Origin of the sequence: Aeromonas sp. S18(2024) (assembly GCF_041402525.1) — a bacterium.
Classification (GTDB): Bacteria; Pseudomonadota; Gammaproteobacteria; order Enterobacterales; family Aeromonadaceae; genus Aeromonas; species Aeromonas enteropelogenes.
Genome location: NZ_JBGLQV010000002.1, coordinates 49,289 through 68,988, shown reverse-complemented (window position 1 = coordinate 68,988; position 19,700 = coordinate 49,289). Strand labels below are relative to the sequence as shown.

Annotated in this window: 21 protein-coding genes; 18 read left to right on the top strand and 3 right to left on the bottom strand. The window is 61.9% G+C overall.

Annotation, left to right across the window (positions count from 1 at the left end; genetic code table 11):
- Nucleotides 1-5: 5 nt before the first annotated feature.
- The 16 genes from ACB034_RS03535 (at nt 6) to ACB034_RS03460 (ending at nt 12,920) form a co-directional block, all read left to right on the top strand.
- Nucleotides 6-275: a chaperone NapD gene (locus ACB034_RS03535; protein ID WP_026455825.1), complete on the top strand. Its 270-nt coding sequence runs from the start codon at nt 6-8 to the stop codon at nt 273-275.
- Nucleotides 272-2,761 carry a nitrate reductase catalytic subunit NapA gene (gene napA, locus ACB034_RS03530; RefSeq protein ID WP_371172102.1) on the top strand — a complete coding sequence of 830 codons (2,490 nt, stop codon included), beginning with the start codon at nt 272-274 and terminating at the stop codon, nt 2,759-2,761. The genes ACB034_RS03535 and napA overlap by 4 nt, the downstream gene beginning before the upstream one ends.
- 15 nt (nt 2,762-2,776) lie before the next feature.
- Complete coding sequence (gene napG, locus ACB034_RS03525) at nt 2,777-3,511, top strand: ferredoxin-type protein NapG (RefSeq protein ID WP_026455826.1); 735 nt, start codon at nt 2,777-2,779, stop codon at nt 3,509-3,511.
- A complete protein-coding gene (gene napH / locus ACB034_RS03520; RefSeq protein ID WP_042027474.1) occupies nt 3,508-4,383 on the top strand; it encodes a quinol dehydrogenase ferredoxin subunit NapH in 876 nt (291 codons plus the stop codon). The genes napG and napH overlap by 4 nt, the downstream gene beginning before the upstream one ends.
- Nucleotides 4,383-4,838, top strand: a complete 456-nt coding sequence (locus ACB034_RS03515; protein ID WP_042027472.1) for a nitrate reductase cytochrome c-type subunit — start codon at nt 4,383-4,385, stop codon at nt 4,836-4,838. Before napH ends, ACB034_RS03515 begins: the two co-directional genes overlap by 1 nt.
- Before the next feature lie 11 nt (nt 4,839-4,849).
- The gene (locus ACB034_RS03510; RefSeq protein WP_042027471.1) at nt 4,850-5,440 is read left to right on the top strand and encodes a cytochrome c3 family protein; all 591 of its coding nucleotides are present in this window, start codon (nt 4,850-4,852) and stop codon (nt 5,438-5,440) included.
- A gap of 256 nt (nt 5,441-5,696) precedes the next feature.
- Entirely contained in the window at nt 5,697-6,203 is a 507-nt protein-coding gene (gene moaB, locus ACB034_RS03505; protein WP_124240426.1) for a molybdenum cofactor biosynthesis protein B, read from the top strand.
- Between the two features lie 23 nt (nt 6,204-6,226).
- A complete protein-coding gene (gene moaC / locus ACB034_RS03500; RefSeq protein WP_124240427.1) occupies nt 6,227-6,721 on the top strand; it encodes a cyclic pyranopterin monophosphate synthase MoaC in 495 nt (164 codons plus the stop codon).
- The gene (gene moaD, locus ACB034_RS03495) at nt 6,718-6,963 is read left to right on the top strand and encodes a molybdopterin synthase sulfur carrier subunit (protein WP_061475784.1); all 246 of its coding nucleotides are present in this window, start codon (nt 6,718-6,720) and stop codon (nt 6,961-6,963) included. The genes moaC and moaD overlap by 4 nt, the downstream gene beginning before the upstream one ends.
- A gap of 99 nt (nt 6,964-7,062) precedes the next feature.
- A complete protein-coding gene (moaE, locus tag ACB034_RS03490; RefSeq protein ID WP_042027465.1) occupies nt 7,063-7,557 on the top strand; it encodes a molybdopterin synthase catalytic subunit MoaE in 495 nt (164 codons plus the stop codon).
- A 67-nt stretch (nt 7,558-7,624) separates the two neighbouring features.
- Nucleotides 7,625-8,350, top strand: coding sequence for a molybdate ABC transporter substrate-binding protein (modA, locus tag ACB034_RS03485; protein WP_371172101.1), 726 nt, complete (start codon nt 7,625-7,627; stop codon nt 8,348-8,350).
- A 21-nt stretch (nt 8,351-8,371) separates the two neighbouring features.
- Entirely contained in the window at nt 8,372-9,052 is a 681-nt protein-coding gene (gene modB / locus ACB034_RS03480; RefSeq protein ID WP_042028172.1) for a molybdate ABC transporter permease subunit, read from the top strand.
- The gene (gene modC / locus ACB034_RS03475) at nt 9,049-10,104 is read left to right on the top strand and encodes a molybdenum ABC transporter ATP-binding protein (RefSeq protein ID WP_371172100.1); all 1,056 of its coding nucleotides are present in this window, start codon (nt 9,049-9,051) and stop codon (nt 10,102-10,104) included. The genes modB and modC overlap by 4 nt, the downstream gene beginning before the upstream one ends.
- A gap of 89 nt (nt 10,105-10,193) precedes the next feature.
- The gene (locus ACB034_RS03470; protein WP_371172099.1) at nt 10,194-10,970 is read left to right on the top strand and encodes an alpha/beta fold hydrolase; all 777 of its coding nucleotides are present in this window, start codon (nt 10,194-10,196) and stop codon (nt 10,968-10,970) included.
- A gap of 104 nt (nt 10,971-11,074) precedes the next feature.
- Nucleotides 11,075-12,118 carry a plasmid segregation protein ParM domain-containing protein gene (parM, locus tag ACB034_RS03465; protein WP_371172098.1) on the top strand — a complete coding sequence of 348 codons (1,044 nt, stop codon included), beginning with the start codon at nt 11,075-11,077 and terminating at the stop codon, nt 12,116-12,118.
- Nucleotides 12,111-12,920 (top strand): hypothetical protein, encoded by an 810-nt coding sequence (locus ACB034_RS03460; protein ID WP_371172097.1) that lies wholly within the window; start codon nt 12,111-12,113, stop codon nt 12,918-12,920. The genes parM and ACB034_RS03460 overlap by 8 nt, the downstream gene beginning before the upstream one ends.
- Before the next feature lie 82 nt (nt 12,921-13,002).
- Here ACB034_RS03460 and moeB read toward each other — a convergent pair whose 3' ends face one another.
- The gene (gene moeB, locus ACB034_RS03455) at nt 13,003-13,758 is read right to left on the bottom strand and encodes a molybdopterin-synthase adenylyltransferase MoeB (RefSeq protein WP_342012853.1); all 756 of its coding nucleotides are present in this window, start codon (nt 13,756-13,758) and stop codon (nt 13,003-13,005) included.
- Nucleotides 13,755-14,981 (bottom strand): molybdopterin molybdotransferase MoeA, encoded by a 1,227-nt coding sequence (moeA, locus tag ACB034_RS03450; RefSeq protein ID WP_371172096.1) that lies wholly within the window; start codon nt 14,979-14,981, stop codon nt 13,755-13,757. Before moeA ends, moeB begins: the two co-directional genes overlap by 4 nt.
- A gap of 217 nt (nt 14,982-15,198) precedes the next feature.
- Between moeA and folE the strand changes: the two genes are divergently transcribed.
- Both folE and ACB034_RS03440 read left to right on the top strand, forming a co-directional pair.
- Nucleotides 15,199-15,855: a GTP cyclohydrolase I FolE gene (gene folE, locus ACB034_RS03445; protein ID WP_042027456.1), complete on the top strand. Its 657-nt coding sequence runs from the start codon at nt 15,199-15,201 to the stop codon at nt 15,853-15,855.
- A 312-nt stretch (nt 15,856-16,167) separates the two neighbouring features.
- Nucleotides 16,168-17,823: a methyl-accepting chemotaxis protein gene (locus tag ACB034_RS03440; protein ID WP_042072822.1), complete on the top strand. Its 1,656-nt coding sequence runs from the start codon at nt 16,168-16,170 to the stop codon at nt 17,821-17,823.
- 128 nt (nt 17,824-17,951) lie between these two features.
- On the opposite strand, the gene ACB034_RS03435 is transcribed toward ACB034_RS03440, so the two are convergent.
- Complete coding sequence (locus tag ACB034_RS03435) at nt 17,952-19,682, bottom strand: formate--tetrahydrofolate ligase (protein WP_371172095.1); 1,731 nt, start codon at nt 19,680-19,682, stop codon at nt 17,952-17,954.
- Between the last annotated feature and the right edge of the window lie 18 nt (nt 19,683-19,700).

Below are 19,700 nucleotides of genomic sequence, written 5' to 3'. Positions count from 1 at the left end.
CCACAATGACCCAAGAGTTCCACGTATCGAGCCTGGTGGTGCTGACCCAACCCATGTTGCGTCACCGGCTCGCTGAACAGATCGCGGCTTTGGAAGGAGCCGAGGTCCACGCTGTCAGTGAAGAGGGCAAGCTGGTCGTCACCCTGGAAGGTGAGAGCCAGCAACCCATCATGGCGGCTATTGATGCTATTCAGGCGATGCCGGGAGTGTTGTCCGCCGCCCTGATTTACCACCAGTTCGATGAACTCGATAAGCAATGCGAGGATATGTCATGAAGCTGAGTCGACGCGACTTTATGAAGGCCAATGCGGTGGCGGCTGCCGCTGCCGTGGCTGGTGTCAGTGCCCCCGCCATGGCGGCCAATCTGATCACCAGTACCGATAAAACCGCCATCAAATGGGACAAGGCCCCCTGCCGCTTCTGCGGTACCGGCTGCTCCGTGTTGGTGGGTTCCCAGGATGGGCGTGTCGTGGCGACCCAGGGTGACCCCGATGCACCGGTCAACCGTGGCCTCAACTGCATCAAGGGCTACTTCCTCTCCAAGATCATGTATGGCGAGGATCGCCTCACCCAGCCCCTGCTGCGGATGAAGAACGGCCAGTTCGACAAAGATGGCGATTTCGCCCCCATCAGCTGGGATCAAGCCTTCGACATCATGGCCGAGAAGTTCAAGGCCACCCTGAAAGAGAAGGGCCCGACTGCGGTCGGTATGTTCGGTTCCGGCCAGTGGACCGTGTGGGAAGGCTATGCCGCCGCCAAGCTGTTCAAGGCGGGTTTTCGCTCCAACAACATTGACCCCAACGCCCGCCACTGCATGGCATCCGCGGTCGTCGGTTTCATGCGTACCTTCGGCATGGATGAGCCCATGGGCTGCTACGACGATATCGAGCAGGCCGACGCCTTCGTGCTGTGGGGCTCCAATATGGCCGAGATGCACCCCATCCTCTGGTCCCGTATCTCCGATCGCCGTCTCTCCACCCCGGAAGTGCAGGTGCACGTACTCTCCACCTTCGAGCACCGCAGCTTCGAACTGGCGGACAACGGCATGGTGTTCACGCCCCAGACCGATCTGGCGATCCTCAACTATGTCGCCAACTACATCATCCAGAACGACAAGGTGAACTGGGACTTCGTCAACAAGCACACAGTGTTCAAGAAGGGGGTGACCGATATCGGCTACGGTCTGCGCCCGACCGATCCGCTGCAGCAGAAGGCCAAGAACCCGGATAGCGGCGACGCGACCCCGATGACCTTTGAGGAGTTTGCCAAGTTCGTCGCCGATTACGATGTCGACTCCGTCTCCAAGCTCTCCGGCGTCTCCAAGGACAAGCTGGAAAAACTGGCCCAACTCTATGCCGACCCGAGCAAGAAAGTGGTCTCCTACTGGACCATGGGTTTCAACCAGCACACTCGTGGCGTCTGGGCCAACAACCTCTGCTACAACATTCACCTGCTCACCGGCAAAATCTCCGAGCCGGGCAATGGTCCCTTCTCCCTGACCGGTCAGCCCTCTGCCTGCGGTACCGCCCGTGAAGTGGGCACCTTCGCCCACCGTCTGCCAGCGGACATGGTGGTGACCGATCCCAAGCACCGCGCCATCGCCGAAAAAGTCTGGAAACTGCCGGAAGGCACTATTCCCGACAAGGTGGGCTACCACGCCGTGCTGCAGGATCGCATGCTCAAAGACGGCAAGCTCAACGCCTACTGGGTGATGTGCAACAACAACATGCAGGCCGGTCCCAACATGAATCAGGAGCGCCTGCCCGGTTACCGGGATCCGCGCAACTTCATCGTGGTGTCCGATCCCTATCCTACCGTGACCGCCCAGGCGGCCGACCTCATCCTGCCAACTGCCATGTGGGTGGAGAAAGAGGGGGCCTATGGCAACGCCGAACGTCGTACCCAGTTCTGGCACCAGCAGGTCAAGTCGCCGGAAGGGGCCAAATCCGATCTGTGGCAGCTGATGGAGTTCTCCAAGCGCTTCACCGTGGATGAGGTGTGGCCGGCCGAGCTCATTGCCAAGATGCCTGAACTCAAGGGCAAAACCCTGTTCGACGTGCTTTATGCCAACGGTCAGGTCAACAAGTTCCCGAAAGAGCAGAGTCAGGGGGATCTTAACGACGAGGCCGAACACTTTGGCTTCTATGTGCAGAAGGGGTTGTTCGAGGAGTACGCCATCTTCGGTCGTGGCCATGGTCACGATCTGGCACCGTTCGAGCAGTATCACGAAGCGCGCGGCCTGCGCTGGCCTGTGGTGGATGGCAAGGAGACCCTGTGGCGCTATCGCGAAGGGTTTGACCCTTACGTGAAAGCGGGGGAGGGAGTACGTTTCTATGGCAAACCCGACGGCAAGGCGGTGATCTTCGCGCTGCCGTTCGAGCCTGCCGCCGAGTCGCCGGATAAAGAATACGATCTGTGGCTCTCCACCGGCCGCGTGCTGGAACACTGGCACACCGGCACCATGACCCGCCGTGTCCCCGAGCTCTATCGTGCCTTCCCGGATGCGGTGCTGTTCATGCACCCGGAAGATGCCAAAGCCCGTGGCGTGCGCCGTGGTGAAGAGGTGATCGTCACCTCCCGCCGTGGCGAGGTGAAGACCCGTGTCGAGACCCGTGGTCGCAACCGTCCGCCCAAAGGCCTGGTGTTCATGCCCTTCTTCGACGCGAGCCAGCTGGTCAACAAGCTGACCCTGGACGCCACCGATCCGCTCTCCAAAGAGACGGATTACAAGAAGTGCGCCGTCAAGGTGATGAAGGCCTAAGGCGGGGAGCGAGAGATGAGTCGTAGTCGTCGCCAGTTTCTGGCCGACATGGCCAAGGGGGCCTGTGGTATGGGCCTGCTTGGTGTGGGGCTGGGCGGCATGGCCCGCCAGCAGGTGGAGGCTGTGCCGGCCCAGGCACTGCGTCCGCCTGCGGCCCTCGATGAAGCTGAGTTTCTCGGTGCCTGTGTGCGCTGCGGGCTCTGCGTCGAGGCCTGCCCCTACGATACCCTCAAGCTTGCCCGGCTGTTTGAGCCCGTCACCACGGGAACGCCCTATTTCAAGGCGCGCAGCGTCCCCTGCGAGATGTGTGACGACATCCCCTGCGTGGTGGCCTGCCCGACCGGGGCGCTGGATCAGGCCATGACCGACATCGATCAGGCGCGGATGGGGGTGGCGGTACTCATCGACCATGAGACCTGCCTCAACTATCTGGGGCTGCGCTGCGATGTCTGTTACCGGGTCTGTCCGCTCATCGACAAGGCGATCACCCTGGATCTACAACATAACCAGCGTACCGGCAAGCACGCCATGTTTCTGCCCACGGTGCACAGCGATGTCTGCACCGGCTGTGGCAAGTGCGAGCATGCCTGCGTGCTGGAAGAGGCTGCCATCAAGGTGGTGCCCCGTGCCCTTGCCAAGGGGGAGCTGGGCCATCACTACCGGCTTGGCTGGGAAGAGAAACAGAAGGCGGGCAAGTCGCTCATCGGTGAGCGACTGACCCTGCCAACTCGCAAACCGGAGGGACTATGAGCCGTTATCCGGGACAAGAGGCACGGGCGCGTCTCGGCTGGTGGCGGTCACACCGCTTCCTGCTGCTGCGTCGCTTGAGCCAGTTCAGTGTGTTGGGGCTGTTTCTGCTGGGACCGCTGGCCGGCGTGTGGATCTTGAAGGGCAACCTCTCCAGCTCATTGCTGCTGGAGACGGTTCCCTTGACGGATCCCCTCACCCTGCTTCAGTCGGTGGCTGCGGGCCACTGGCCCATCACCACCCTGTGGCTGGGAGCGGCCATCGTACTGCTGGGGTACTGGCTGGTCGGGGGGCGGGTGTTCTGCTCCTGGGTCTGTCCGGTCAACCTCATCACGGATGCCGCCGCCTGGCTGCGAGCCCGGCTCGGTCTCAAGGGCAATGGCCAGTTCAGCCGCAATACCCGCTACTGGCTGCTGGCCATGGTACTGGTGGCGCCGGCCATCGCCGGCGTACTGGTGTGGGAGCTGGTCAACCCGGTATCCCTTGCCCTGCGTGGCCTGCTGTTCGGCATGGGGGCGGGGTGGATGCTGCTGGCGGTGTTGTTTCTGTTCGATCTGTTCGTGGTGGAGCGCGGCTGGTGTGGTCACCTCTGCCCGGTCGGGGCCTTCTACGCCCTGGTGAACCGGGTCGGTTTTATCAAGATTGCAGCCTCGGGGCGCGAGCGTTGCAGCAACTGCATGGATTGTTATGCGGTCTGTCCCGAGCGCCCCATCCTGCGCGGGCCGGTTCATGGCGCCAAGCGCGGTCACGGGCCCCTGATAGTGGCTCAGGAATGTACCAACTGCGGCCGTTGCATCGATGTCTGCGCGGAGCATGTTTTTGAAATCAAAGTAGGTTTTGCCGTCAAGGCAGAAAAAACATTGGAGAATAACTAATGAAAAAGCTGATTGGAGCAATGCTGGCCTGCCTGATGGCGGGTTCCTTGATGGCTGCCACCTCCGAGATCACCAACAGCACCGGGGGGATCAAGTCTGAGCGGGGGTCTACCGATCTGGTGACCGAGGCGGCGCCAGCCCCCTTGAAGAACTTTCGCAAGGATGGCGACAGCTATGATCGCCAATATATCCATCAGCCGCCGCTGATCCCCCACGATATCCGCAACTACGAGGTGGATAACAAGGTCAACAAGTGCCTGGCGTGCCACAGCTTCAAGAATGCCACCAGGATGAAGGCGCCCAAGATTAGCCCGACTCACTTCGAGACCCGTGATGGCAGCACGTTGGGCGAAGTTTCCCCGCGTCGCTACTTCTGCCTGCAGTGCCACGTACCGCAAGCCGATGCCAAGCCGCTGGTGGAGAATACCTTCAAGCCGGTTGAAGCCCTGAACTGAGGAGCCCATAGATGAAATTACCCGGTTTTTTGCAGCGACTGTGGACCACCTTCAAGTCTCCCTCGAAGGCCGCCCTCTGGGTGCTGCTGATGATGGGTTTCTTTGGCGGGGTCATCTTCTGGGGCGGCTTCAACACCGCCATGGAAGCTTCCAACACCGAAGCCTTCTGTACCAGTTGCCACGAGATGCGCGATAACGTCTACGTGGAGTACCGTGACACCATCCACTATGCCAACCGTTCCGGCGTGCGCGCCAGCTGCCCGGATTGCCACGTGCCCCATGAGTGGACCTACAAGATCATTCGCAAGGTGCAGGCGTCCAAAGAACTGTGGGGCAAGCTCACCGGCAAGGTGGACACCCGCGAGAAGTTCGAGTCGCACCGGCGCGAGATGGCCGAGCGGGAGTGGAAACGGATGAAGGACACGGATTCGAGAGAGTGCCGTAACTGTCACAACTTCGAATACATGGACTTCTCCCTGCAAGGGCAGCGCGCTGCCAAGATGCACTCGACCAACCTGGCCAGTGGCGAGAATACCTGTATCGACTGTCACAAGGGGATAGCGCACCAGCTCCCGGACATGACAGGGGTGAAGGGTTTCTAACCCACAAGACGCAGGCCGGATTTATCCGGCCTGCGTCTTTTTTTGCCAACCGGTGGGGTAAAGGGCGGTTTTGTGAACCCTTTAGACCCATATCCAGTGAAACCTTTGATAGAATCAGCCCACCGTGCAGGATCCCGAGTGAACAAATGCTGGTGACTGAACCTGGTTGTTCCCGTCAACATGCCAGGGGGACTGCCCCGGGCTCCTTGCCCTTTTCTCATATTTCTCACGGTTTATAGCTAACAGGAGCTGCCCGATGGGACAGAAACATAACGAATTTATTCCCCTCAAGATCGCCGTGCTGACGGTCTCCAACAGCCGCACCGCCGACGAAGACAGCTCGGGTGACTACCTGGTTTCGGCGCTGAGCGAGGCGGGGCATCAGCTTGCCGATCGGACGCTGCTTGCCGACGATCTCTATCAGATCCGCTCCCGGGTCAGCCAGTGGATTGCCGATGAAGGCATCCAGGTGGTACTGGTCAATGGCGGCACCGGTTTTAACGATCAGAACCGGGTGCCTGAAGCGGTCGGCGTGCTGTTCGACCGCACCGTCAAAGGTTTTGGCGAGTTGTTTCGCCAGCTCTCGTTTGCCGAGATCAAGGGCTCTGCCATGCAGAGCCGCGCCCTCGCCGGGTTGGCCAATCGCACCCTGATCTGCTGCCTGCCCGGTTCGACCGGTGCCTGCCGCCTGGGGTGGGAGAAGCTTATCCGCGATCAGCTCGATGCCCGCACCAAGCCGTGCAATTTTGTCTCCCATCTTTGAACACCTGCATGAAAGGGATAGTGATGAACCTGACCCATCTCAACCAAAGCGGCGAAGCCCACATGGTGGACGTGACCGACAAGCAGGTCACCGAGCGTGAGGCGCGCGCCGAGGCGTTTGTTGCCATGGCCCCCGAGACCCTGGCCCTGATCCTGAGCGGACAGCACCACAAGGGGGATGTGTTCGCCACCGCCCGCATCGCCGGCATCATGGCGGCCAAGAAGACCTCGGATCTGATCCCTCTTTGCCACCCCTTGGCGCTCACCAAGGTAGAGGTAGAGATTGCTCCGCTGCCCGAGCAGAACCGGGTGCATATCCGCACCCTGTGCAAACTCGCCGGCAAGACGGGGGTAGAGATGGAAGCGCTTACCGCCGCGTCGGTAGCGGCCCTCACCATTTACGACATGTGCAAGGCGGTACAAAAAGACATGGTGATCGAACAGGTACGCCTGGTTGAGAAACGGGGGGGCAAATCCGGCCACTTCCAGGTCGGTGACAACAGAGGAGAGCAGGCATGATCAAGGTACTGTTTTTTGCCCAGGTCAGGGAGCTGGTGGCGTGCGACGAGCTGACCCTGCCCTGCGACTATGCCACTGCCGAGGCGCTGCGTGCCGCCCTGTGCGAGCGCGGTGACAAGTGGGCGCTGGCGCTGGAGGAGGGCAAGCTGCTGGTTGCGGTCAACCAGACTCTGGTGCCCCTTGCCACCGAACTTCACGATGGTGATGAAGTGGCCTTCTTCCCTCCCGTGACCGGAGGTTAAGGATGCGCGAGATAATGACAGTGGATCGCATCACTGGGCTGTGCGGTGGCGACGAAGTGGCCTTCTTCCCTCTCCTTCCCGTAACGACCGGAGGCTGACATGAGCCAGACAAGCACCACGGATCGCATCCTGGTCCAGCAGGCCGATTTTTCGCTGGCCGATGAGTATGCCCGCCTCGCCACTCGTGCCGACACCGGCGCCATCGTCACCTTCGTGGGCAAGGTGCGTGATTTCAATCAGGGGGAGGAGGTCAAGGGGCTGGCCCTCGAGCACTATCCCGGCATGACCGAGAAGGCGCTGATCGAGATCGTGGCCGAAGCGCGCAGCCGCTGGCCCTTGCAGGAGTGCACCCTCATCCACCGCATCGGCGAGCTGATGCTGGGCGATCAAATCGTGTTGGTGGCGGTGAGCAGTGCCCATCGCGAGGCGGCCTTCGATGCCTGTCACTTCATCATGGATTTTCTGAAAACGCGCGCCCCCTTCTGGAAAAAAGAGCTGACCGCTGACGGGGTCAAGCGCTGGGTCGACGCGAAAGAGAGCGACAATGCGGCCGCCGCCCGCTGGCAGCAGCCCGGGTCGCAACGAGAGGAGTAGGTTCGCCGAGAACCATGGCTCCTATTTCCGGGCCGGGCCATGCCAGACCCGCATCAGGAGGAAAGAAATGAAACCGCTGTTATCTGTATTGGTGTTGGGAGTCTGTGCCGGTGCGCTGCACAGTGCTGAGGTGCAGGCCGACGAAGTGAAGGTGGCCGTGGCGGCCAACTTCAAGGGAACGCTGGAGCGTATTGGCCAGGAGTTCACCACCAAGACCGGCCACCAGGTGACCATCTCTTCGGCTGCAACCGGCGTGCTCTACACCCAGATAAGCCATGGCGCACCGTTCGATCTCTTCCTCTCTGCTGACGTGGCTACCCCGCAGAAGCTGGAGAAAGAGGGCAAGGGCAGCGAGCGCTTCACCTATGCCATTGGTCAACTGGGGCTGTGGAAGAAAGGGGGCCCCGCACCGGATGAGGCTCAGCTTCGCGCCTGGCAGGGCAACCTGGCTATCGCCAACCCGCGTACCGCTCCCTATGGCGCCGCCGCCATGGCGACCCTCGAGAGTCTCAAGATCGATCCCAAGCAGTACCGTGTGCTGACCGGGGCCAACATCAGCCAGACCTGGCAGTTTGTCGACACCGGCAATGCGGAGATGGGTTTTGTCGCCTGGGCCAACCTGGTTGAAGCGGGCAAAACCGGCGAAGCCTGGGCTGTGCCACAGAACCTCTATCCTGCCATCGAGCAGCAGGGGCTGGTGCTCAAAAAAGGTGAGGCCGTGGACGCTCTGGTCGCCTGGCTCAAGGGGCCGGGTCAGAACACCATCAAGGAGGCGGGTTATGCCCTGCCTTGATATTCATGACGAGTGTCATTCATGAGTGAAGGGGATCTGCAGGCGGTCTGGTTGACCCTGAAACTGGCGGCCAGTACCACGGGCATCCTGCTCTTGCTGTCGCCGCCGTTGGCCTGGTGGCTGTCGCGCAGCCAGAACCGGTTGCGCCCCCTGGTGGAAGCACTGGTGGCCCTGCCGCTGGTGCTGCCGCCGACCGTGCTCGGTTTCTATCTGCTACTCGCCTTCTCCCCCGAATACGGGCTGGGGGCATGGTGGCGCCACACCTTCGGGGCACCACTTGCCTTCAGCTTCACCGGCCTGTTGTTTGCGTCGATCCTCTACTCGCTCCCTTTCGTGGTGCAGCCGCTCACCTCCGCCTTCGTCAACATGGGCAACAAGGAGCTGGAGGCTGCTGCCACCTTGGGGCTGGGACCCTGGGAGCGCTTCTTCCAGATCATCTTGCCGATGACGCTGCCCAGCTTCGTGATGGCGGCGGCGCTCGGCTTTGCCCACACCCTGGGGGAGTTCGGCGTGGTGTTGATGATAGGGGGCAACATACCCGGTGAAACTCAGGTGCTCTCCATCGCCCTGTTCGACCATGTGGAGGCGATGGACTACCAGAACGCCCACTATCTGGCGGGCGGGCTGATGGGCTTCTCTCTGGTGATGCTGGTATTGGTGTACGGGGTGCTGCAGCGCCGTCAGCGGAGACTGTTTGGATGAGCCTGCAATTCAAGGCGCGCCGTGCCTTCGGCCCCTTTACCCTCGACTGCGAACTCGCTCTCGAGCTGGGGGGGATCCTCGGCCTGTTCGGTCCTTCCGGTTGTGGCAAGAGTACCTTGCTGCGGATCATCGCCGGGCTGGATCGCCAGCCGTGCGACCGCTTGCACTGGCGAGGACACGAACTGGCTCCCCTGCTGCCCGAGATGCGTCGTATCGGCCTGGTGTTTCAGGACTCGCGACTCTTTCCCCACATGACGGTGCTGGGCAACTTGCAACTGGCGGCGCGCAAGGGGCGTGGCCGCTGGCAGCCGCAGGTGCTGGCCGAGCGGCTCGGGTTTGCCGAGCTGCTTAGCCAGCCGGCCCATGCGCTTTCCGGTGGCCAGCGCCAGCGGGTGGCGCTCGGGCGGGCGCTCTTGGCCGAGCCCGATCTGCTGCTGCTCGACGAGCCCTTCTCGGCGCTGGATCGGCGCAGCCGCATCCATCAGGCCCATGTGCTCAAGAGGCTGCAGCGAGAGAGCGGCATCCCGATGATCTTCGTCAGCCATGCCATGGAGGAGGTGAGCCTCTTGTGTGATCAGCTGGTGTTGCTGGAAGGGGGCAGGGTGGAGGCACAGGGCCGGCCGAGCGAGATCTTCGCCCGCACCGATCTGTCGCTCGCCAGTCGCGACGATGCCGGCGTCATGCTCGATGCCACCCTGGCCCACTACGATGACGACGAGCAGATGGCGACCCTGCAACTGGGGGAGCAGACCCTGAGGGTCACCATGTCTCATGCGCCGGACGAGGTTGGCCCGTTGCAGATCAAGGTGGCGGGACGGGACGTGGTGATCGCCACCGCCCCCATCGAGTACTCCAGTCTCTCCAACTGTCTGGTTACCCGCCTGCTGGCTCTGCGCGAAGTGCGCCCCGGCCAGACCCTGTTGCAGTTGGCGCTGGGGGAGCAGATACTGCTGGCCCGGATCACCAGCCGCTCGGCAAACCGGCTGGCGCTGGAACCGGAGCAGCGGATATACGCTTATATCAAGGCGGTCAGTTTGGTCAGTGAAGGCTGACGGTCTGGTTGGTGGTCTGCACTGTGTGATGCCAAGGGTGTGATGACAACGGACAGGCATCAGGGGATGAGTCGAGAGGCAACAGACGGATGCGTCGCAATCAGGTAATCAAATTCAACGGCCTGGCCCTGCGCAGTGCGGGGGAGGGGCCCTTGTTGCTGCTGCTGCATGGGCTGGGCTCCTCCAGCCTTGACTGGCAGGCGCAGATGGAGCGTTTTTCCGAACGCTATCGAGTCGTGGCCATCGATCTGCGCGGTCACGGCCAGAGCATGCAGGAGGGGCCGTTTGACGTGCCCACCCTGGCGGCCGATGTGGTGGCGTGGCTCGATGCACAGCCTGGGTCGGCCTGGGTGGTGGGGCTCTCCCTGGGCGCCATGGTGGCGCTGGAGCTGGCGCTGCAACGGCCCGACAAGGTGAACGGCCTGGTGCTGGTCAACGGTTTTAGCGAGTTTTTGCTGGAGACGCCGAAAGAGCAGGAGCGCTATGCCCAGCGCCTCAAGTGGTTGCGCTGGTTCGGCATGCGGCCACTGGCCTGGTGGCTGGGACGGGAGCTCTTTCCCGGCCCGGATCTGGCCCAGGTGCGCCACACCTTCCGGCTGCGCTTTGTGCGCAACCGCAAGAAGGTTTACAAGGCGCTGCTGGAGGCCTTGCCCGGCTGGTCGGTACGATCCCGACTCGGCCAGATCCGGCAGCCGGTTGCCATCATCTCCACCAGTCACGACTATCTGCCGCTGGCCAGACGGGTTGAGCAGTTCGCTGCCCTGCCCAATGCCACCATTCACACCCCCAATGGTCATCATGCCTGGCCGGCGGAAGATCCTTCCGGGTTCAATCAATTGCTTCACCGGATTCTAGAAATTCATTAAACTTGTCGCTTTTTTTAGCCGTGTATGTCTTGGCCCGCTTCCCTTGCCACTGGCAAAAGGCAACGGAAGCGGGCTCAATTTGCTTTTAAAACAGGTATTTCCTCATGTCTGAAGTAATGAAAATGGCCATCGATGATGGTTCGACCAACGTCAAGGTGAGCTGGATTGAGAACAAGGTGCTCAAGACCATCATCTCTCCCAACTCTTTTCGCAAGGATTGGAAGAGTGCCGCATTGCGCAAGGACAAGAAGATCTACAACTACGAAATAGGCAACACCAAGTACACCTATGACGCCACCTCCGACAAGTCGCTGGCAACGACTCACGTGGAGTACCAGTACGACGATCTGAACCTGCTTTCCGTGCACCATGCCCTGCTGCAGACCGGCGTGACCCCCTGTGACGTGGCCATCACGGTAACCCTGCCCATCACCGAGTTCTACAACCCGGATGACTGCCAGCGCAACGAAGAGAAGATCGAGAAGAAGCGCCGCAACCTGATGCGTGACATCAGCCTCAACAAGGGCGAGCTGTTCAAGATCGTCAGCGTCGAGGTGATGCCGGAGAGCCTGCCTGCCGCCCTGTCTCGCCTGATTGGCTCGGGCTGCAACGAGTTCACCAAGACCCTGGTGATCGACTGCGGTGGCACCACCCTGGATATGGGGATCATCGTCGGTGAGTTCGACGACGTCTCCGATGTCTACGGTAACAACGAGATCGGCGTCTCCATGGTGACCGACGCGACCCGCAAGGCGCTGGCGGCGGCGGACAGCGACTCCAGCTATCTGGTGGCCAACGAGTTCATCAAGCGTCGCCACGACATGAGCTTTGTGCGCGATGTGGTGAACGACGAGAGCCAGATCCCGCGCATCCTCGAGAAGATGCAGAACAAGATTGACGAGCTGGGCTCCCAGGTTGCCCACGAGGCGAAGAAGTTTGCCAAGAACCCGAACCGGGTCTATCTGGTCGGTGGTGGTGCTTCCCTTATCTATGATGCGATCAAGGCGGCTTATCCGACCCTGGGCGAGCGGGTTGAACTGCTGGACGATGCCCAGGCCGCCTTGGCCCGCGAGATCTGCCTCTACACCACCGAAGAGGACGAGGTCTATCGCGAGGCGTCTGTGATGGCCGAGGTCGCCGATGAGTAGTCAACTCAAGCGCATGACCTTCTCCATCTACATGGATCCGGGTGCGCTGGAGTCTGATCGCTACGCGGTCGGGGTGCTGCAAAACTGGTATCAGCGGGCACGCAAGATCCAGGATGGCAGCGAGGAGTTCGACTTCTCCAAGAGTCGGTTCCACAAGGATATCTATCTCTCCGGCATGTTCATGTATGTGCTGGCCCCCAATCTGTGCAAGGCCATCGCCAATGCCCTGGGGCCGGAGCAGGTGAGCATGACCACCTTGCGCCATGCCTTCGCCAGCTGTGGCTTCTCGCTGGGAGCGGAGGATACGCCATCCTCCGATACCCTGATCGACGAGATAGTGGCCAGATTGGTCCCCCGGCTGGAACAGGGGGACAACCGGGCGCTGGCGGATGAGATAGTCCAGCGTCTTGGCCAGCAGGCTGCGGCGCCGGTGCCGGACAACCTGGTGGACGAGATAGTGAGCCGGTTGGGTGAACAGCAGCCCACCGAACTGTGGGATGAGTTGCGCCAGGGGTTGCCGGCCCCTCTGGATCATGATCAGCTGGCCGAGGCCATCGCGGGCAAGTTGCCGGCCGTGGGGACGGAATCAGATCTGGCTCCCCTCGCCAGCAGCATCCAGCTGCTCTCGCGCCAGCTTGAGGAGCAATCCAGGCTTATTCGCGAGCAACACAGGCTGATCCAGCGCCTGGCCAGTGCGCCTGCTCGCCAGAGCACTGCCACCGAAGCCCCTGAGCCTCTGGTGGAAGATCTTTCGAGCCAGGTGGCCAGCATGAAGAAGGTCAAGGCGAAGGGGATCTTCTGATCCCCCATCGTCATGATGAAGGCCAACAAAAAGCCGACCCTATGGGTCGGCTTTTTGTTGGTGCAAAGAGTGGCTGGGAAACTCACTCGTGCGAGCAGACCGGGCAGTCTGGCCGTTTGGGTAGCTTCATCTCGCGAAAGCTGCCGCCCAGGCCATCGATCATCAGCAGGCGGCCGCTGTAGCTCTTGCCCATACCGGCCAGCAGCTTGATGGCTTCGAGAGCCTGCAGGCTGCCCACCAGACCGACCACGGGCGCCAGCACCCCGGCCTCGACGCAAGTGAGGGCCTGCTCGCCGAACAGGGCACTGAGGCAGGCATAGCAGGGCTCGCCCTCCTGCCAGGTGAAGCTGCAGATTTGCCCCTCCATCCGGATGGCGGCGCCGCTGACCAGGGGCACCCCGTGCAGGCGGGCCTTTTGGTTGAGCAGGTTGCGAATGGTCAGGTTGTCGGTGCAATCGAGCACCAGCTGGTGCAGGGGCAACAGGGCATCGAGCAGTGCCTCGTCGGCGACGGTGGCGTGGGTGTCGACCTTGAGCCAGGGGTTGAGGGCGCGCAGCGCCTGGGCGGCGGAGTCCACCTTGTACTGGCCGATGCGCTCATCTGTGTGCAGCACCTGGCGCTGCAGGTTGGAGAGCTCCACCTTGTCAAAATCCACCAGGGTAAGCTGGCCGACCCCGGCTACTGCGAGATACTGGCTGGCGGCGCAGCCCAGCCCCCCTGCGCCAATCACCAGCACATGGGCCTGCTTGAGCGCCTCCTGCCCCTCGAAGTCGAAGGATTTGAGGATGATCTGGCGGTTGTAGCGCAAGAGCTCGGCGTCAGAGAGGATCTCGCTCACAACAGCAATCCCCCGAACGGCTCCACGGTGACGGTTTCACCCGCCGCGACCCGACCGCGCTCGCGCTCAAGGACGATGTAGCAGTTGGCCCGCGACAGGGAACTGAACACGGCGGAGTCCTGGGAGCCGGTGCTGCGCACTTCGAGGCCGTTTGGACCTTGGCAGAGGATACCGCGCTGGAAATCCAGGCGCCCCGGGCTCTTCTTGAGCGGCTCGGCAGCGACGGCCTGGAGTTGGAGCGGGCGCTCGAAACGCTGACCGGCCAGCTTGGCCAGTGCCGGCTGCACCAGCTGATCGAAGGTGACCATGGCGGAGACAGGGTTGCCAGGCAGGCCGAAGAACCAGGCATGGGGCAGGCGGCCGAAGGCAAACGGTTTGCCCGGCTTGATGGCGAGCTTCCAGAAGCCGATTTCGCCAAGCTCGTCCAGCAGCTGTTTGGTAAAGTCCGCTTCCCCTACCGAGACGCCACCCGTGGTGATCAGCACATCGGCCTCCTGATCGGCCCGGATGAAAGCGGCGCGCAGCAGGTCAGGATTGTCGGGCAGGATGCCAAGGTCGAGGCAGTCGCACCCCAGACGCGCCAGCATCGCCTTGACGCCGTAGCGGTTGGAGTCGTAGATGTCGCCGTGGGCGAGCGGGGTACCGACCGGTTTGAGCTCGTCACCTGTGCTGAAGATGGCTACCCTGAGCGGGCGGCGCACGCTGACGGTGGCGATGCCAAGAGAGGCCAGCAGTGGCATCTCCCGAGGGGTGAGGCGGGTGCCGGCGCCGAGCACGCAGGCGCCCTTGGCCATGTCGCTGCCGGCGCGGCGGATGTTCTGGCCCGGCACGGGCTGGCAGAGGAAGGAGATCCGTTCGCCATCGGCCCGGGTCTCTTCCTGCATCACCACCGCATCCGTCCCTGCCGGCACCGGGGCGCCGGTCATGATGCGCACGCAGTGGCCGGCAGGCCACTCCCCCTGATAAGGTTGGCCGGCGAAGGCCTTGCCCGCCATGATGAGAGGCGTGTCCGCGGCGAGATCCGCCAGGCGCACGGCATAGCCATCCATGGCGGAGTTGTCGAACGGAGGCACTGAGAGGGGAGAGGCGATATCGTCCGCGAGGATCCGGCCGAGGGCCTCTGGCAGCGGCAGCAGCTCGGTGTCGCAGCAGCAGGCAAGTTGCTCCAGCATCCCTTGCAGGGCATCGCTCAAGGGGAGTAGTCCGCTGGTATCAAATCCCATCGTCATTACCTCTTTCTATGGTTGAGGGCGGGATTATCACAAAAATCCCTGCCGATGGGCAGGTCGTGGCAGGGTAAAAGTGCCCGTTAGACCATAAAGTATGATTAGGAACGCAAGTTGACTTGAATATTGGCGGCAATGGCCGTTTACTATGCCGCCATACCATAAAGGGCCGCCCGATTGGCCCTCACCGTCCCTGAGCGTGGGAGAGACGACAATGACAACCTTAAGTCAGGAAGCCTTGCTGGTCAGGGCTGCCCTCGAGGCCCAGGGACTGGAAACCCCCCTGGTTGCCAACCAGCTGGATAGCCAGCAGAAGCGGGAAAAGATCGAAGGCCACATGCGCGCCATCATGGAGACGCTGGGGCTGGACCTGGCCGATGATAGCCTGGCCGAGACGCCGCATCGCATCGCCAAGATGTACGTGAACGAGATTTTCTCCGGCCTCGACTACACCACCTTCCCCAAGGTGACGGTGATCGAGAACAAGATGCAGGTGGACGAGATGATCATGGTGCGGGACATCAGCCTCACCAGTACCTGTGAGCACCACTTCGTGACCATCGACGGGCTGGCCCATGTCGCCTATATCCCCCGTGGCAAGGTGATCGGGCTCTCGAAGATCAACCGCATCGTGCAGTTCTTCGCCCGTCGTCCCCAGGTGCAGGAGCGGCTCACCCAGCAGATCCTGCTGGCGTTGCAGACCCTGCTGGGTACCCAGGATGTGGCCATCAGCATCAAGGCGACCCACTTCTGCGTGAAAGCTCGCGGGGTGATGGACTCCACCTCTTACACCACCACCACCTCCCTCGGCGGTGTGTTCAAGACCCAGCCTGATACCCGCGCCGAGTTTTTGGGCGGTTTGCGCAGCTGATACCTTAAGGGCGGTGAGAACCGCCCCTGTACTTTCCCTCTCTGCTGCAGGCTGACAGTTGGCCTGCATTTTTTACCAATAAAAGTCTCAAGGAATAGGCCAGGTCGGTCGATAAGGCTTTTACAATGGGTTGTTTTGACTCCATTCCTTCTTGTTCGGGACACGGGAGACGGCTGTTTGTCCCCTGACGCCCCTTGTTTTACCTCAGGACCAAACTCATTTTCTCGATGAGCTGCGATGGAACGCGGGATCCGGGTCTTTGCCTCGCGCAACAGGCCCGCGGAACCTGTTCACTCAATTTCAGGAAATGCCATGAATACCAGCTCCATGACCATAGGCAAGAAACTGTCGGCCGGTTTTGCCGTGCTCGGCCTGATGGTTGCCTTTATCGGCGGCTTTGCAATCGTTCAGTTTGGCAACATGAACGGAGCGGCGCTGCGCTTTACCGACAGCATACTGCCGGCCGTCAACCGGACCACCCTGATAGGGGATCGCATCAGCGAACTGCGTCGCTATGAACTCGGCTACTTCGTGGTGGCCGAGGATCCGAAACTGCGCGCGGAATATCGTGATGTGGCCGCTGATCTGATCCGCAAGGTGGATCAGCAACTGGCCGGCCATGACCGTACCATCTGGGCGGAAGATGTGGAAGAGCGTCGCGCCTTCGACGGCGTCAAGGCGGAATGGACCCGTTATGTCGCCCTGCACCAGCGGGTCAAGCAGCTGCAGGACAACGGCCAGATGGCCGAAGCCCAGAAAATCTTCCTGGCAGAAGGGGTGCCGCTCTTTGGCTCACTGCATCACTATGTTGACGAGCTGATCCGTATCAACCACGGCTATGCCACAGACTCTCGCTCCGATGTGGTGGCCTCCTACGATGGCGCCAAGTGGAGTGTCTCCATCGCCCTGGTGGTCTCCCTCATTCTGGTGGTCATGCTCTCCATGCTGCTCACCCGCCAGATCCGCGACCCTCTCATCATGCTGGCCCGTCAGGCGCAGCGTATCGCCGGTGGCGAGCTGGGGCAGGGCGAGCTGCAACAGTGGATCAAGGAGAACCGCTTCAACCGTGACGAGCTGGGCCAGCTGGGCAGCGCCATCAACCGGATGCAGACCTCTCTGTCCGAGCTGGTGAGCGAGATCGCAGGCTCGGTCAGCCAGCTCAGCAGCGCGGTGGAAGAGGTGAGTGCCATCTCCAGTCAATCTGCCAGCGGCATGGCCATCCAGCAGAGCGAAGTCTCCCAGGTGGCCACCGCCATGAACGAGATGCAGTCCACCGTCAACGAAGTAGCCCGCAATACCACGGATGCCATGAGTGCCGCCAAGGATGCTTCCCGTACCTCGGCCGATGGCAACCAGGTGGTACGCAGCGCCATCAGCAGCATCGAAGAGGTCTCCGAGAAGATTGAGCAAGCCGGTGCCGTGGTTCAGCAGCTGGAGGCGGACAGCGCCAACATTACAGTGGTGCTGGATGTGATCCGCGACATCGCCGGCCAGACCAACCTGCTGGCCCTCAATGCCGCCATCGAGGCCGCACGGGCAGGGGAACAGGGTCGTGGCTTTGCCGTGGTGGCGGATGAGGTTCGCTCCCTGGCCCAGCGCACCCAGGATTCCACCGCCGAGATCAGCAAGATGATCGAGCTGCTGCAAAGCCGCGCCGCCGAGGCGGGCAACGCCATGCAGCTGAGCCGTCACCAGATGCAGGAGAGCGTGGGACTGGCGCGGGATGCGGGGACCAGCATCGACACCATCAACAGTGCCGTGGTGCGCATCACCGACATGAACACCCTGATCGCCACCGCCACCGAGGAGCAGAACGCGGTGACCGAAGAGCTCAACCGCAATATCGTCAACATTCACAATGCAGCGGACGAGAATGCCCAGGGCGCGAGCCAGATTGCCCAGGCCTGTGGCGAGCTGAGCAAGCTGGCCAATACCCTGCACCATATGACCCAGCGCTTTACCCTCTAAAGCCTTGCTGGCGTGATAACGAAAGGCCCCGCCAATTGGCGGGGCCTTGTCGTTTCTGGCAGTTTTTTTGACCGTAGGGTCGATTAGCGAAGCGTAATCGGCCGACGCCAGACCCCTTACCCGACCATTTAGCTCAACCCGATGATCTCTCCGTTATCGTCGATATCGATATGACGATAGGCTGGCAGGCTGCCCAGGCCCGGCATGGTCATGATGGGGCCCGCCAGGGCATAGACGAAACCGGCGCCGGCGCACAGTTTCACCTCGTCGACGGGGATCTCGAAATCCCGGGGCACGCCCTTTTTCGCCGGATCATGGCTGATGGAGAGGGGGGTCTTGGCCATGCAGATGGGCAGATGATCCCAACCTTCGGCCGAGAGTCGTGCCAGCTGCTGGCGCGCCTTGTCGGAGAGGATGACGCCGCGGCCGCCGTAGCCGCACTCCACCAGGGTGGCGAGCTTGGCACTCAGGCTCATCTCGTCGGGATAGAGCAGGGAGCTCCGGCTCGGCAACGCGCAGGCATCGACCACGGCTTGGGCCAGCTCGGCGGCCCCTTCGCCGCCCTGCACGAAGGCATGGGAGATGGCGGTGCCACAGGCTCCTGCGTTCATCGCTTCACTCATCAATAGCTCGAGTTCAGCCTGGCTGTCGGTGGGGAAGCGGTTGATGGCGACCACCACGGGCACCCCGTAACGGCGGGCATTGCGAATATGCCAGACGAGGTTGGCACAGCCCTGGCGCAGGGTGGCCAGATCCTCCCCCTGCAGGCTGGCGGGCAACGGCTGGCCGGGGCGGATATCGAGCAGGCCGCTGTTGGCCTTGAGGCCACGCACCGTGGCCACCAGCACCACGCAGGAGGGGGTGATGCCGGATTGGCGGCTCTTGATGTTGAAAAATTTCTCCAGCCCCATGTCGGAGCCAAAGCCCGCCTCGGTCACCACATAGTCGGTGAGGCCAAGGGCGATACGATCGGCGATCACCGAGGAGTTGCCGTGGGCGATGTTGGCAAACGGCCCCGCGTGCACCAGCACTGGGGTCTGCTCCGTGGTCTGCATCAGGGTGGGTTGCAGGGCATCTTTGAGCAGCACCGTCATGGCGCCGGCCACTTCCAGTTGCTCGGCGGTGATGGGGTTGCCGTGGATATCGAGGGCCAGCTGGATGCGGCCGATGCGCGCGCGCAAGTCTTTCAGATCGCTGGCCAGCGCCAGGATGGCCATCAGCTCGGAGGCGGCGGTAATGACGAAGCGATCGCTGCGCTCCACTCCATCGGCCGGCTCTCCCTGACCTATGGTGAGATGGCGCAGGGCGCGATCGTTCATGTCGAGGGTGCGCGGCCAGAGAACCTGAGCCGGATCGATGTCGAGCCGGGTCAGGCCGGTTTTGGTACTGAACTGGTCGCCGAGTTTGCGCTCGTGAAACAGGCGGGCATCGAGGGCCGCGGCGGCCAGGTTGTGGGCGGCACTCAGGGCGTGAAAATCACCGGTCAGGTGCAGGTTCATCTCCTCCATCGGCACCACCTGGGCATGACCGCCCCCGGCGGCGCCCCCCTTGACCCCGAATACGGGGCCGAGGCTCGGCTGGCGTATAGTTGCGATGCTGGGGTGACCGATATGGTTGAGCCCCATGGAGAGTCCGAGGGTGGTGACCGTCTTGCCCTCGCCGAGCGGGGTCGGGGTGATGGCACTCACCAGCACCAGCTTGCCAGCCTTGGGGTTGTCCTGCTTGAGCAGATCCAGGCTCAGTTTGCCCTTGTAGTGGCCGTAGGGATAAAGCAGATGCGGTGGGATAGCGAGGCGCTGGGCCAGCTCGTGGATGGGGAGGCGGGGGGACTGGCGGGAGATCTCGATATCGCTTAGCATCAGTACCTCGTTGGCATG

What these genes read in the sequence shown, in the direction of transcription:
- ACB034_RS03535 (WP_026455825.1), top strand. Translation starts at nt 6, where the DNA reads ATGACCCAAGAGTTCCACGTATCGAGCCTGGTGGTGCTGACCCAACCC.
- napA (WP_371172102.1), top strand. Translation starts at nt 272, where the DNA reads ATGAAGCTGAGTCGACGCGACTTTATGAAGGCCAATGCGGTGGCGGCT.
- napG (WP_026455826.1), top strand. Translation starts at nt 2,777, where the DNA reads ATGAGTCGTAGTCGTCGCCAGTTTCTGGCCGACATGGCCAAGGGGGCC.
- napH (WP_042027474.1), top strand. Translation starts at nt 3,508, where the DNA reads ATGAGCCGTTATCCGGGACAAGAGGCACGGGCGCGTCTCGGCTGGTGG.
- ACB034_RS03515 (WP_042027472.1), top strand. Translation starts at nt 4,383, where the DNA reads ATGAAAAAGCTGATTGGAGCAATGCTGGCCTGCCTGATGGCGGGTTCC.
- ACB034_RS03510 (WP_042027471.1), top strand. Translation starts at nt 4,850, where the DNA reads ATGAAATTACCCGGTTTTTTGCAGCGACTGTGGACCACCTTCAAGTCT.
- moaB (WP_124240426.1), top strand. Translation starts at nt 5,697, where the DNA reads ATGGGACAGAAACATAACGAATTTATTCCCCTCAAGATCGCCGTGCTG.
- moaC (WP_124240427.1), top strand. Translation starts at nt 6,227, where the DNA reads ATGAACCTGACCCATCTCAACCAAAGCGGCGAAGCCCACATGGTGGAC.
- moaD (WP_061475784.1), top strand. Translation starts at nt 6,718, where the DNA reads ATGATCAAGGTACTGTTTTTTGCCCAGGTCAGGGAGCTGGTGGCGTGC.
- moaE (WP_042027465.1), top strand. Translation starts at nt 7,063, where the DNA reads ATGAGCCAGACAAGCACCACGGATCGCATCCTGGTCCAGCAGGCCGAT.
- modA (WP_371172101.1), top strand. Translation starts at nt 7,625, where the DNA reads ATGAAACCGCTGTTATCTGTATTGGTGTTGGGAGTCTGTGCCGGTGCG.
- modB (WP_042028172.1), top strand. Translation starts at nt 8,372, where the DNA reads ATGAGTGAAGGGGATCTGCAGGCGGTCTGGTTGACCCTGAAACTGGCG.
- modC (WP_371172100.1), top strand. Translation starts at nt 9,049, where the DNA reads ATGAGCCTGCAATTCAAGGCGCGCCGTGCCTTCGGCCCCTTTACCCTC.
- ACB034_RS03470 (WP_371172099.1), top strand. Translation starts at nt 10,194, where the DNA reads ATGCGTCGCAATCAGGTAATCAAATTCAACGGCCTGGCCCTGCGCAGT.
- parM (WP_371172098.1), top strand. Translation starts at nt 11,075, where the DNA reads ATGTCTGAAGTAATGAAAATGGCCATCGATGATGGTTCGACCAACGTC.
- ACB034_RS03460 (WP_371172097.1), top strand. Translation starts at nt 12,111, where the DNA reads ATGAGTAGTCAACTCAAGCGCATGACCTTCTCCATCTACATGGATCCG.
- moeA (WP_371172096.1), bottom strand. Translation starts at nt 14,981, where the DNA reads ATGGGATTTGATACCAGCGGACTACTCCCCTTGAGCGATGCCCTGCAA.
- folE (WP_042027456.1), top strand. Translation starts at nt 15,199, where the DNA reads ATGACAACCTTAAGTCAGGAAGCCTTGCTGGTCAGGGCTGCCCTCGAG.
- ACB034_RS03440 (WP_042072822.1), top strand. Translation starts at nt 16,168, where the DNA reads ATGAATACCAGCTCCATGACCATAGGCAAGAAACTGTCGGCCGGTTTT.
- ACB034_RS03435 (WP_371172095.1), bottom strand. Translation starts at nt 19,682, where the DNA reads ATGCTAAGCGATATCGAGATCTCCCGCCAGTCCCCCCGCCTCCCCATC.